At 39.1% G+C, this 13,571-nt stretch carries 12 protein-coding genes and 1 pseudogene; all 13 read right to left on the bottom strand.

The window, feature by feature from the left end:
• A pseudogene (locus tag GZA11_RS12575) lies at positions 1 to 187 on the bottom strand (group II intron reverse transcriptase/maturase); the annotation flags it as partial.
• 631 nt (positions 188 to 818) lie between these two features.
• The gene (gene spoVS / locus GZA11_RS12570; protein WP_038541258.1) at positions 819 to 1,079 is read right to left on the bottom strand and encodes a stage V sporulation protein SpoVS; all 261 of its coding nucleotides are present in this window, start codon (positions 1,077 to 1,079) and stop codon (positions 819 to 821) included.
• 220 nt (positions 1,080 to 1,299) lie between these two features.
• Positions 1,300 to 2,097 (bottom strand): TIGR00282 family metallophosphoesterase, encoded by a 798-nt coding sequence (locus GZA11_RS12565; RefSeq protein ID WP_038542268.1) that lies wholly within the window; start codon positions 2,095 to 2,097, stop codon positions 1,300 to 1,302.
• Positions 2,098 to 2,194: 97 nt separating this feature from the next.
• Positions 2,195 to 3,754: a ribonuclease Y gene (gene rny / locus GZA11_RS12560; protein ID WP_038541253.1), complete on the bottom strand. Its 1,560-nt coding sequence runs from the start codon at positions 3,752 to 3,754 to the stop codon at positions 2,195 to 2,197.
• Positions 3,755 to 4,060: 306 nt separating this feature from the next.
• Positions 4,061 to 5,101 (bottom strand): recombinase RecA, encoded by a 1,041-nt coding sequence (recA, locus tag GZA11_RS12555; protein ID WP_038541250.1) that lies wholly within the window; start codon positions 5,099 to 5,101, stop codon positions 4,061 to 4,063.
• Positions 5,102 to 5,373: 272 nt separating this feature from the next.
• The gene (locus tag GZA11_RS12550) at positions 5,374 to 6,627 is read right to left on the bottom strand and encodes a competence/damage-inducible protein A (RefSeq protein ID WP_163184080.1); all 1,254 of its coding nucleotides are present in this window, start codon (positions 6,625 to 6,627) and stop codon (positions 5,374 to 5,376) included.
• 24 nt (positions 6,628 to 6,651) lie between these two features.
• Entirely contained in the window at positions 6,652 to 7,230 is a 579-nt protein-coding gene (gene pgsA / locus GZA11_RS12545; protein WP_163184078.1) for a CDP-diacylglycerol--glycerol-3-phosphate 3-phosphatidyltransferase, read from the bottom strand.
• A 328-nt stretch (positions 7,231 to 7,558) separates the two neighbouring features.
• Positions 7,559 to 8,470 (bottom strand): helix-turn-helix domain-containing protein, encoded by a 912-nt coding sequence (locus GZA11_RS12540; RefSeq protein ID WP_163184076.1) that lies wholly within the window; start codon positions 8,468 to 8,470, stop codon positions 7,559 to 7,561.
• A 25-nt stretch (positions 8,471 to 8,495) separates the two neighbouring features.
• Positions 8,496 to 9,281 (bottom strand): DUF3388 domain-containing protein, encoded by a 786-nt coding sequence (locus GZA11_RS12535; RefSeq protein ID WP_163184074.1) that lies wholly within the window; start codon positions 9,279 to 9,281, stop codon positions 8,496 to 8,498.
• Positions 9,282 to 9,468: 187 nt separating this feature from the next.
• Entirely contained in the window at positions 9,469 to 9,714 is a 246-nt protein-coding gene (locus GZA11_RS12530; protein WP_038541234.1) for a DUF3243 domain-containing protein, read from the bottom strand.
• An 82-nt stretch (positions 9,715 to 9,796) separates the two neighbouring features.
• Positions 9,797 to 10,519 (bottom strand): elongation factor P 5-aminopentanone reductase, encoded by a 723-nt coding sequence (gene ymfI, locus GZA11_RS12525; protein WP_163184072.1) that lies wholly within the window; start codon positions 10,517 to 10,519, stop codon positions 9,797 to 9,799.
• A gap of 69 nt (positions 10,520 to 10,588) precedes the next feature.
• Entirely contained in the window at positions 10,589 to 11,881 is a 1,293-nt protein-coding gene (yfmH, locus tag GZA11_RS12520) for an EF-P 5-aminopentanol modification-associated protein YfmH (protein WP_163184070.1), read from the bottom strand.
• Positions 11,881 to 13,161: an EF-P 5-aminopentanol modification-associated protein YfmF gene (gene yfmF, locus GZA11_RS12515; RefSeq protein ID WP_163184068.1), complete on the bottom strand. Its 1,281-nt coding sequence runs from the start codon at positions 13,159 to 13,161 to the stop codon at positions 11,881 to 11,883. Before yfmF ends, yfmH begins: the two co-directional genes overlap by 1 nt.
• Between the last annotated feature and the right edge of the window lie 410 nt (positions 13,162 to 13,571).

Raw genomic sequence — 13,571 nt, 5'->3', positions numbered from 1 at the left:
GACGGACGGGTAAGGGCTTGTAGGTTCCTTCTCTCAACGACTGTCGAATGGAGTCCCAATTTTCGTAGAGGTGTCTTCGTAGGTCTTTTACGGACATGCCATCTACTCCGTGACTTCCTTTATTCTGATCGACTCGTTTAAATGCCGCCAGGAGATTTTCCCGTGACAAAACCATTTCCATCAACATTGATATCCTCTCCACGTGAACGAATTCCTCTATTTGTGCCATCTTTTGCTCCACCCTCTTGAAGTCCCCCGTGGAATTCACCACTTCCTTCTTCAAGTAAGTCCTATCGGATTGTCTGCTTCCACACAGAAGATGAACGCCTAGCGATTCGTTCTCCTTAATTGTTCAGTCCTTCCTCTTCCATCTCGAGATTGAAAGAGTACTATGACTTCTGCTGACTTCTGACTGTTCAGCTATCTATCACTAGATAGGTTACCAAGGTTACTTGGCGTGCCAGTCAGACCTCCCCGGGTAAGAATGTAATCTTTCCTTCCATCCATCTGCTTCATTTACTCTGTATCACCTTCGGCAGAAAGGGCTTCGTTTTGATGTGCAAACTCACCCAGTGATACCTAGCCTCATATGAAGTTCGTGTTCCTCAGACCGGAAGTTTGCCGCTCGCTTCCTTCAGATTCCGCGTCACCACGGACACCCTTGCGTTAAGCTAACTGCTACTTCTGCCTTCGCAGCTCGGGACTTTCACCCTATAGATTACACCCATGCCGGGCGCACACAAAAATACCTGCTTTTTCATAAAAAGCAGGTAAATAGGATAAAACCTCTCTCTTTTTTTATTTACCAATTATAGACACTACCTCGGTTCTACAATTAGTTTTATAGCTGTGCGCTCTTCTCCGTCAATTAAAATATCGGTAAATGCAGGAACACAGATCAAATCAACTCCGCTAGGTGCTACAAATCCTCTTGCAATTGCTACTGCCTTTACGGCCTGATTTAATGCACCCGCGCCTATTGCCTGTATTTCTGCTGCCCCTCTTTCACGCAGAACTCCGGCAAGTGCACCAGCTACAGAATTAGGATTAGATTTTGCTGAAACTTTTAATATTTCCATTCCTAGCTCCCCCTTGTAAAATCCCGATTCCGCATGATTATTTCATGAACAAATCAGGTTATAACATTCCACTGCTACTATATTCACATCCTCGTAAACATATTCCAGCTTGGTCAAAAAAAGGAACAGAATGGAGAAAAAAATCAACGTATAAGCCGCTAAGAAGCTTTTGTTCGATCTTTCTTAAAGTCAAAAAAAAAAGAGCAAAATACCTTTGCTCTTACGTGTATAACGGGTGGTCTTCATTAATTAAAATTGTTTCTATATGTTTAGCTAACCCTGTTTTTGAATCCAATTCAATGGCTACAGCACTTAACTGATTTCTCCCTTTCGTAGGGACTTCAAATCGAACAGGTAAGCTCGTTAAGAACCGTTTTAATACTGCCTCCCTGTCCATCCCTAGAATACCGTCATATGGCCCTGTCATGCCTACATCCGTTAAATAAGCCGTACCCCCAGGTAAAATTCTATGGTCGGCGGTTTGAACATGTGTATGGGTTCCGATAACAGCCGATACTTTCCCATCCAAATACCAACCTAGAGCTTGTTTTTCACTTGTTACTTCTGCATGAAAATCAACAAAGATAAATGGGGTTCGCTCCCTTGCTTGAGCAACCAATTCGTCAGCCAATTTAAATGGACAATCAATCGGATTCATAAACGTTCGGCCTTGTAAATTGATGACGGCTAGTTCGAATTCATTCATTTTTACGAAAATAATCCCTTTCCCAGGAGTACCATCTGGAAAATTAGCTGGTCGTACTAAATATTTGGCCTCATCAATAAACTCGAATATTTCACGGTTATCCCAAGCATGATTCCCAAGTGTTATTGCCTGAGCCCCTTGTTCCAAAAATTGCCGATATATTTTTTCCGTAATGCCTCTACCACCAGCAGAATTTTCCCCATTAATAATCGTAAAATGAGGACGATATTTTTCCTTTAGTTTTGGCAAATATTCTTTCACCATATCTCTTCCTGGTGAACCAACAACATCGCCGATAAAAAGTATTTTCATGTTATTCCCTTTCATTTGAAAAATTAACTCATTATAATATTTTATCAATTTATTAATAAAAATTCACATAAAAATAAAGCGGTGCAAACGCACCACTTTATTTTGCATATTCTACAGCCCGTGTTTCACGGATAACTGTTACTTTAATATGTCCCGGATAATCAAGCTCTTCTTCAATCCGCTTGCGAATATCGCGAGCTAATCGATGTGCAGCAAGATCATCAATTGTATCCGGCCTTACAATAATCCGTACTTCACGACCAGCCTGAATGGCAAAAGATTTTTCAACCCCTTCATAGGATTCAGAAATCTCTTCAAGCTTTTCCAGGCGACGGATATAGTTTTCCAATGTTTCACTGCGCGCTCCTGGTCTTGCGGCGGATAATGCATCCGCTGCCGCAACAAGAACAGCAATGATCGATGTTGGAGCTGTATCACCATGATGGGAAGCAATACTATTGATGACAACAGGGTGTTCCTTATATTTCGTAGCAAGTTCAACCCCGATTTCAACATGGCTTCCTTCTACTTCATGGTCAATCGCTTTTCCGATATCATGCAATAGACCTGCACGTCTGGCCAATGTTTCATCCTGTCCAAGCTCGGCGGCAAGCAAACCGGAAAGTTGTGCTACCTCGATTGAATGCTTTAACACATTTTGTCCGTAGCTTGTACGGAATTTCAAACGGCCAAGAATCTTGATAAGGTCTGGATGAAGCCCGTGAACCCCCACTTCAAATGTAGTTTGTTCACCAACTTCGCGGATATGCTCATCCACTTCCCGGCGGGATTTTTCGACCATTTCCTCAATTCTCGCAGGGTGAATGCGCCCATCCTGTACAAGCTTTTCAAGGGCCAAGCGAGCCGTTTCACGACGAATAGGATCGAAACCTGATAGAATAACAGCCTCAGGAGTATCATCAATAATTAGATCAATTCCTGTTAAGGTTTCAAGTGTACGAATGTTTCGTCCTTCACGTCCAATAATTCGGCCCTTCATCTCATCGTTTGGAAGGTTAACAACCGATACAGTTGTCTCTGCTACATGGTCAGCAGCACAGCGCTGGATCGCAAGCGAAAGAATTTCCTTCGCCTTTTTGTCTGCTTCCTCTTTCGCACGATTTTCGCTTTCTTTAATCATCATGGCGGTATCATAAGCAAGTTCTTGCTCGGTCCGCTCAAGAATGATTGCTTTCGCTTCCTCACGAGTTAAGCCTGAAATTCGCTCGAGTTCTGCTTGTTGTGTACGTACCAACTCGTCCACTTTGCTTTCCATCTCTTCAATATGCTGTTGTCTTTGGTTTAGAGAATCATCCTTCTTTTCTAAAAGAATTTCACGCTTATTTAACGTTTCATCCTTTCGATCTAAATTCTCTTCTTTTTGCAGTAAACGGTTTTCTTGTTTTTGCAGTTCATTTCTTCGTTCACGAACCTCACGTTCTGCTTCAGTTCGAAGCTTGTGAATTTCATCCTTTGCTTCTAGCAGAGCTTCCTTTTTAAGCGACTCTGCATCGCGTTTAGCATCTTCTAGAATTTGCTCTGCAGCATTTCTAGCACCTGCAATTTTTGCTTCAGCAATGGATCTACGAATAAAATAGCCAACAACGGCACCGACGATAAGGCCAAGCAAAATGGAGAGGATCGTATTTGGTTCCATCGTTCCACCTCCTCTTGCTATGAACTTTTGTTACATTTTAAGTGTCGGCATGTACATTGTTTAGACTCAACATACAGCAAGCACTAAGGCTTTTTCGCAATAAAATATTACTAAAATGTAAAATATACATGTCCATTGTAAAGGTGGGAATATTGATTGTCAAGGTTTACTCAAAATCCCAGTTTGAAATATTTCGAAAAAACAAATTGTGAGTTATCGGAATTTGTTGTATATTTATTAATATTATCAAATAAATATACAATTATAAAATAGAGCAAAGCCTGACAATAGACTTTGCTCTTAAAATTAATCTAATAACTCGAATTGCTCATCTTCTTCTATCTCAGAAACCGTTTTTATTCCGTCCAAACCATAATGTTCGCGAATTTGTTGAGCTATTTCATTACGGACATCAGGGTTTTCCTTCAAGAAGAGCTTAGCATTTTCACGTCCTTGTCCAAGTCTCTCATCATTATAAGAGTACCATGAACCGCTCTTTTGAATGATATCCAATTCCGAGCCTAAATCGATGATTTCTCCTTCTTTAGATATACCTTCTCCATACATAATATCTACTTCAGCAGTACGGAAAGGAGGAGCTACTTTATTTTTTACCACTTTAATTTTAGTTTTGTTTCCGACCATGTCATTCCCTTGTTTTAACTGCTCTGCACGGCGGACTTCAAGACGGACTGTGGAATAGAACTTCAATGCGCGTCCCCCAGGTGTCGTCTCAGGGTTACCAAACATAACTCCAACCTTTTCACGGATTTGGTTGATAAAGATAGCAATCGTTTTCGATTTATTGATCGCACCTGACAGTTTACGAAGGGCTTGGGACATTAATCGGGCTTGCAATCCAACATGAGAGTCTCCCATTTCTCCTTCGATTTCTGCTTTTGGAACTAGGGCGGCTACAGAGTCGATAACGATAATATCGACAGCACCGCTCCGCACTAGAGCTTCTGCGATCTCAAGTGCCTGTTCTCCTGTATCAGGCTGAGATAATAATAATTCATCAATATTAACACCTAATTTTTGGGCATAAGTCGGGTCTAGAGCATGCTCCGCATCAATAAATGCTGCCTGCCCGCCTTGTGCTTGGACTTCTGCAATGGCATGCAGAGCAACAGTAGTCTTACCAGAGCTCTCTGGTCCATAGATTTCGATAATCCGTCCCCTAGGGTATCCCCCGACCCCAAGTGCTGCATCAAGTGCTAGGGAGCCGCTTGGAACCGTCGAAATTTTTGTTTCCTGCTGTTCTCCCATTTTCATGATGGAACCTTTACCGAATTGTTTTTCTATTTGTTTTAATGCCATTTCTAAGGCAGCCTTGCGGTCACTCACAAATAGTTCCTCCTTTTATAAATAAATGAAAATTTATTTCTTAATTCAAAGAACCTATTAATAATATAACCTCTTTTTTACCATTTGTCGAGGAAAAACACGAACGTTTATTCGACCAATTTCCAGTCTGTTAATATTGAAAAATTGAACATGTTGATCTATATAAAATAATTTTCTAATGAATTTTGAGATAATAATGGCATTTTGCTCCAATGTCAGAAAATTATCATGGTCCAACAAGTCGACTACTGTCACAAAAAAATACAGGACACCTAAATAGCGTCCTGTAATTCTCTCAAATATTTTAACAAGAAATAACAGCCGTATCTTACAGCCCGATTCCGGTTCGCTCCCCGCGAACCACTTAATTTTATTTTTTCAACAATGGATGGTCTTCCTTTTAAGGCAATCCCTATAAAAATAGTACCGACTGGCTTCCCTTCCAATTCATCCGGGCCTGCCACACCTGTAAAACTAATTCCAATATCTGTCCCAAAGATTTTCATAACATTTTCCGCGAGTTCACGTGCACACTCCTCGCTGACTGACCCATACGTCTCAAGCGTTTCTTGCTTAACTTGTACAATATCCCGCTTGATCTCATTGGAGTAACAGACAATTCCACCTTTGAATATGGAACTAGCCCCAGAAATAGAGGTGATCTCCTGCTGGAATAGCCCACCAGTTAAACTTTCAGCAGAGGTAATCGTCCATTTCCTTTCTTTTAAAACATTAGCTAATTCAACAAATAAGGTCGTATTTTCATAGCCATAAATAAACTGGCCAACTCGCTGCCTGATTTTTGCCTCCACTTCATCCAGCATGGCTTGTGCTTTCATCACATCCCTATGCTTTGCCGTAAGCCTTAAGGTTACATCCCCTTCTCCAGCTAGAGGAGCAACGGTTGGATTTTTTTGTTCATCAATAATGTCCATTATTTCTGTTTCTAATGCTGCTTCCCCAATCCCGAAAAAGCGAAGAACTCTAGAAACAATTTGTTCCTTAACTCCTGTCAGTAACGCAAGCTCCTTACTTCCATAATTCAAAAACATAGGTTCCATTTCTTTAGGAGGACCAGGAAGGAGCATATAAATATGACCGCCGGTTTTTAGCACCATTCCTGGTGCCATCCCATGATCGTTTGGCAAGACTTGAGAACCTTCCAAAATCAATGCCTGCTTCCGATTATTTTCCGTCATCACTCGGTTCGTCCGTTTGAAATACTGCTCAATTGTCTCCAATGCTTCATTATTCATAACCAGCTCGGTGCCAATGTGACGGGCAATCGTTTCTTTTGTTAAATCATCCTTTGTCGGTCCAAGTCCACCAGTAAAAATAATGATTTTTGAACGACTTTCAGCAATTTTTATCGCCGATTTTAACCGATCCGGGTTGTCACCGACGACTGTATGATAATAAACATCAATCCCAAGCCCAGCTAATTGCTGAGATAGAAAACGAGCATTTGTATTTACAATTTGGCCTAAAAGCAGTTCTGAACCAACTGCAATAATCTCAGCATTCACTGCCTTCACTCCTCAACCCAACCATTACTTTGAATTTTTTAATACATGACTGTTTTTAGCAAAATAGTCCCATCCTGACCATATAGTAAAGAATAAAGCTACCCATAATGCCAAAATGTCAAAACGGAATGGAATCATAGCAAAAATAGTATTATGTAATAATAAAGAAGAGATCGCAATAATTTGTGTCCATGTTTTAATCTTACCAAGCATGTTGGCAGCAACCACCTCCCCTTCGCCTGCAAGTAACAGCCGAAGTCCGGTAACAGCAAATTCCCTACTTATGATGATAATGACGATCCAAGAAGGAGCAGAACCTAGTTCTACAAGAACAATTAAAGCTGCTGACACAAGAAGCTTGTCCGCCAATGGGTCAAGAAATTTCCCCATATTTGTTACTAGATTGTACTTACGCGCAAAATAGCCATCCACCCAGTCAGTGGTAGAAGCTAAAATAAAAATTAATGCCCCCACAAAATGAGTAACAGGAAGATCCGCACCTAAAAGATGCATATTTCCCCAATCAAAATCATAAAGCATAATAATCAAGAATAATGGGATCAATAATATCCTTGATACAGTAATTTTATTCGGTAAATTCATTCAATTTCCTCCTAATTGATTAAGCCAAAATGCCAATATGTGTCTTTACAGAAGATGAAATAAGTATATACAACTTTGAGAATGGACTAGCATAAGTGTCACCTTGCAGCGAGATACCTTCTCTCTCCTCCCTACGATAAGTCAACATCGATTCGCCGATGGCTCATCTTGTTTCCTTTATCTCAGTAGGAGGCCACCACAAGGAAAACTTCGGCAGCATCAACATCGCACGACCGAAAGCGATAGCTTTTGGGAGGAGGCCATACACCGTTGATCAGGGTGCCTCCGCTTTTCTAATTCTAATGAGAAAATAGCCATCAATTGATGACTATTCGTTCTTTGGAACAAATTGAATCGTAATGTCCTGCCGAACTTTTTCAGCTGGGTTGATTTGATACTCCAATTTCTGATCATTCACATAAATATCGGTATCCAGTGTTCTCCCTACCACGATAAACGCTTCACTTTCACCGGTTAGATCAGCCGTATAGCTATCTGTCTCACCAGCTTTTAATGTTCCTGAATAAAAAGATTTTCCTTTTCCACTTTTAATATTTATCCAGGATTCACCTCTTGAAACCACTTTGACAATAAATTTATCCGCATTGGTTAATGAATACGTCGTTTTCCTGCCGCTTGATGTAACCACTGCCAATTCTTGGCTTGGCACATTTTGAGTAGAAGTCTGTTCTTTTTCTTCTTCTTTCGTTTGATCTTCTACTTTTTCATTATCTTTTGAAGATGGTTTCTCCTTCTCATCCTCTTTCGCATTTTCTAGATTCTCTGATTTGACATATTTAACTGGTTCATTTTCACTACTGACTTGCTCATTCGGATCATGACCGACTTTGCTAGCGTAAAAATAATAAATCACACTCGCAATACTAATGACAAATACAGCGATTAGTATTTTCGGTAAAACATCATAGATTTTAGAATGGCCTTGGGAAATTTTCTTATGTGTTTTTACTCTAGACAACTTTTGAGGCAATTCCTCATTATAAGACGCTGGAATTTCATTTTTATACGTTTCAAAAATCTCGTCAGGATTCAAACCTAAGCTTTCTGCATATTGCTTAATAAATGCGCGAACATAAAAATTTCCAGGCATACCTGAGTAGTTGCCTTCTTCAATTCCAACAAGATATCGTTTTTGGATTTTTGTAATCGTTTGTAAATCTTCCAAACTTAATCCTTTGGCTAATCGGGCCTCTCTTAATCGGTTCCCTAATTCAGACACATGCTAACACCTACCAATTATTTTATCAATCAAAAGCTCCAAAATCAGATCCGGAGAACATATTATGCTGTTCGACTATTTCATATGTAATTTCTTCATCTGGATGATTTCTAAGCTCTATAATATAGTCAAAATCATCAAGAGTATATTCCGAATTTTGCACAAAAATATCAGGATGTTCAATCACCTTGACAGAGGGCAGTCTCATTATTTCTCTTACTAATTGCCAATGCCTCTCATTTGCCCGTCTTGTTGAAACAATACCATCAATGATGAACAAATTATCGGTATTGTATTCATCCTCAATGAGTTGGTTTCGGATCGTTTGTTTTAATAAAGTAGAAGAAACAAATAACCAGCGTTTATTGGCACATACACTAGCTGCAACGAGTGATTCCGTTTTTCCCACACGAGGCATACCACGGATTCCAATTAGTTTATGGCCTTCCTGCTTAAACAATTCTGCCATAAAATCAACTAATAATCCAAGTTCATCTCGAACAAAGCGGAACGTTTTTTTATCATCCGCATCTCTCTGAATATAGCGACCATGTCTGACCGCGAGCCTATCACGTAATTTCGGCTCCCTTAGTTTCATTACTTTTATTGTATCCATTGTATTTAAAATTGACTCAAGCCTTTTTATTTGATTATCATCTTTTGCTAATATTAATAATCCACGTCTTCCTTCGTCTACACCATTTATCGTAACTATATTAATAGATAGCATTCCTAAGAGGGATGAAATGTCACCTAATAAACCTGGACGGTTTTTCTTGATTTCATATTCTAGATACCATTCTTTTTTCATGCAGCAGTGTACCCCCTTAACAAAAAATTTCGACAAAATTTGTCATGTCCCCATTACCTAACCCTTATCATAAATGATTTTGCTGGAAGATGAAAGCAAAAACATTCTTTGAAAACGATATCATTAAGAAAATATACACCCTGAATTTATGTATAAAAAAAGAGAGGAGTCGGCTCCTCTCTACACTTTAATGCTGAACAAGCTTAACCATGATATTGGCAATTGCTTGTTGCTCTTCTTTACTTGCAACAGACCACATATCCGCAAGAATTCTTTCTTGCTCATTTTTTGGTTCCACTTGTTTTGCTAAATAATCCCCAATTTGATAAGCTAAACTGCTGATTGCCCCTTCGCTCATTCCTTCATTTTTTGCTTGTTGAAGACGCTCGCCAAGGAAATCTTCCCATTGTTTCCAGTTATCTAAAACAGACATGGTCTTTACCTCCTATAGAAATGGTACACGATTATTTTGCGATATAACGACCTAAACTATACGTTGAGTTCCAATTATTTTTTTATGTATACCAACCACCATTTACCGCCAATACTTGTCCGGTAATATAGCTTGAATCGTCTGACAACAAAAATGCCACAGCCTTAGCAATTTCTTCTGGTTGACCAAGTCTGCCCATTGGGATTTCATAAGAAAGCTGATCGATCTCATCTTTGGTGAAACCTTCCAGCATTTTTGTTTCGATGGCTCCAGGTGCAATCGCATTTACTCGAATACCGTTTAATGCAACTTCTTTACTTAGCGATTTAACAAAGGCAATTTGTGCCCCCTTTACCATGGAATAAGCCACCTCACAAGATGCCCCAGTTTGTCCCCAAATGGAAGAGATGACAATGATATTTCCAGATCCTTTTTTTAATAATTTCGGCAGTAAATCTTTTGTTAAAAGCAGAGGATTTAATACATGTACATTTATTAACGCTTCCGCTTCTTCTTGCTTTAAATCCACGAGAAGGCCGTAATGACTCATACCTCCACAATGGACAATGGCATCAAGGGCAAAAATTTCTGAATGGATCTTTTTATATCCATCTGGCATTGCTAAATCTGCGTGTATTGGTATATATTCTCCACCATATTGTTTTAACCGATTCAATAAATCGCGGATTTTCTCTTGGTTTTGATTGTAATGCAAGTATAAGTGATAGCCTTTTTCTGCTAAAAGGCAAGCAACCGCTTGTCCGATTCCACCGCTGGCTCCCGTAATTAATACAAATTTCTTCATTGATTTCACTCTTTCTCCATTTTAAAAGTCCACAGAAAAAGCGCCGGACACTTCTCCGGCACTCCTTTCTTATTTATTCTGAGGAATAACCTGGCAAATAGCGATACGTTCCTCTGCAATCACTTCCTGCGCCAGTTTTTGTACATCGTCCAATGTAATTTTTTCAAGGCAAGGTACTACATCAAACAGATTCATTTCATTAAATGTATAGCGAGTAAATTGATTGGCAATATATTCCGGAGAATTTATAGCCCTTAAAAATGCACCAATTTTCTTCTTTTTCGTTCGCTCGAGTTGTTCTTCCGTAAAAGCTTGTGAATTCTTTGCATCAAATAGGATTTTTTCTAGCCTCTCAGCCAACTGATCCGGATCACTCGTGTCCCCACCAACCATCGCAAAACCAAAACCTTGCTCTTGTGTATAATCAAATGAAAATGTGTCATCCACAAGACCTTCGTTATACAGCTGATTATAATTTTCTGAACTTTTACCAAAAAGCAATTCAAGAAGGATGTTCATAGACAGTTCATTTTTTAACATCTCTTCACCAGACTGTTGGATATGAATGCCTTTAATTCCGAGCATGCACTTGGATGTTTGAACATTCATTGGCAATACCGTTTTTTTCTCTGCAACCGAATCTGGTTCTTCTTCAAATTTCCGTTTAATCTCCGGCATATCTTTATAGTTCTTTTTGGCCTGATTTTCTTTTACCTGGTTCATGATTTTTTCCGGATCCACAGGACCAACCACAAACAATAGCATATTGCTTGGGTGGTAAAAAGTGTGGTAGCACTCATATAACAAGTCTTTTGTGATATGGGAGATGGATTCGATCGTTCCTGCGATATCAATTTTCACGGGATGATGGTGATAAAGGCTTCCAATTAACCCAAAATATAAACGCCAATCCGGATTATCATCATACATCGTAATTTCCTGGCCGATGATTCCTTTTTCTTTTTCTACGGTTTTTTCCGAAAAATAAGGTGTTTGCACAAAATCAATCAAAGTTTCCAGGTTTTTCTCTACTTCTGCCGTACTCGAGAATAAATAAGCGGTTCTTGTAAATGAGGTGAAAGCATTGGCAGATGCACCTTGCTTACTAAACTGTTGAAAAACATCTCCATCTTCCTTTTCAAACAGCTTATGTTCTAAAAAATGAGCGATTCCATCCGGAACTGTTACATAATCTTGTTTACCGAAAGGGATAAAGGTATTATCCACTGAACCATACTTGGTAGTAAAAGTTGCATAGGTTTTATTAAAACTTTTTTTCGGCAATATATATACATCTAACCCGTTTGGCAATTTCTCGTGATAAAGCTCTTCTTGAAGCTGGTCAAAAGTAATTTTATCCATTAATTGCCTGCCTCCATTCCCGTTAAGAAATAAATCGTATCCATTTTCATTTTATTAGCCACTGCAATAATTTCTTCCCTTGTCGTTTTCTGCATTTCTTGCAGCCATGTTTCCACATCAATTTTTGTACCAGCTACGACATTATGATATAAAATTTCCAGCAAACCTCTTGCCGTATCAACCGTTTCCAATATTTGATTTTGGATAACAGCCTTGGTTTGTTCGAGTTCTTGATCAGTAAAATCACCTTTTTTCATGGCTTCCATCTGATCTTTAATAATTCCGACCGCTTGATCATAATTTTTATTATCAATTCCGGACATAACCATCATGATCCCTTTATGGCTTTCAAGACGGCTTGCAGCATAATAGGCTAAGCTTGCTTTTTCACGAACATTGATAAATAGTTTAGAATGTGAAAAGCCACCGAAAATACCATTAAATACTTGGAGTGCAAAATAATCCGGATCACCATAAACAATATTTGTCCGATAACCAATATTTAACTTACCTTGTTTCACATTCTGTTGTTCTTTAATTTCTTTTACATCTGAATCTCTCTGATACTCACCGGCTGTTACTTTTTTAGGAGTTCGATCGGCAAATTGAAGTAGACCGGATAAAATGGGTTTTACTTCTGCCTCATTTACATCACCAATCACATACAAGTCTAATTCATCTTCGGCAAAAGCTTTTTGGTAATACTCAAATAAGTTTTCAGGGGTAATGGCATCAACATCTTCTGCATTCCCATTTACTTGTAATGCATAAGGCTCATCTTTACACATTTCTTCAATGAGACGTGCATTGGAATAGCGCATTTTATCATCGTAAATAGATTGGATTCTTTGCTTCAATGTCCGTTTTTCCATTTCGACCGTTTGTGGGTCAAAACCATTTCCTTTTACATTTGGATTCGTTAAAATTTCAGATAATAGTTCAAAACCTTTTTTCAATAATGGAGTGGGATCACTTAGAAATTTTTCATTAGCCATTTCCACGTAAAAACTCATGATATGGTATTCACCCTTTTTCGCTAAATCAACAAAAAGGGTGGCTCCATATAAATCATCCAGATAAGAACGCAATCCTGCAGTTGTTGGATGGTTTGCTGTGCTCGATTGTAAAACATGAGGGAGAAGCGCCCTTTTGGTAACATCTTCCTTAGTTAAAGGTGCCTTCATTCTCCATACGATCGTATTCGTTTTAAATTTATCTGTTTTTATTACATGAAGTTTATACCCTTGCATTTGAATGATTTTCTCAACGGCAGCTTCCATCAATCTTCCTCCTTTTTTAAAGGTCCTCATATATCATATGTAAACAATTTTCTTTATATTTTTTCCATCCTACTAAAACCTATACTAAATTACCTAATCAAATCAAGTAATAAGAAAAGCGAAAGCCCCCTGTTTAGCGGCATTTAGCCTGGAGTTCTCCAACTGAGATAAAGGAAACACGAAGTGCTGAAGGCAATTCGATGTTGACTTATCGTAAGGCGGAGAGCGAAGGATACTAGCCGCTAGGGGGCTGGAGCTAGACATTTCTCGAATTCAAAGATATTTTCTTATCTTTTCGGAAAGGCGCAAACTCCCTGATTAGCAGCGTATGACATCCTCCCAAAAGCTATCGCTTTCGGTCGTGCGATGATAATGCTGTCGGAGCTTTCCTTGTGGTGGTCTCCAACTGA

The sequence above is a fragment of the Neobacillus sedimentimangrovi genome (assembly GCF_010614825.1).
GTDB classification, from domain to species: Bacteria; Bacillota; Bacilli; order Bacillales; family Cytobacillaceae; genus Neobacillus; species Neobacillus thermocopriae.
Note: the sequence above shows the minus strand (reverse complement) of the source record. Positions and strands in the feature narration are given on the sequence as shown.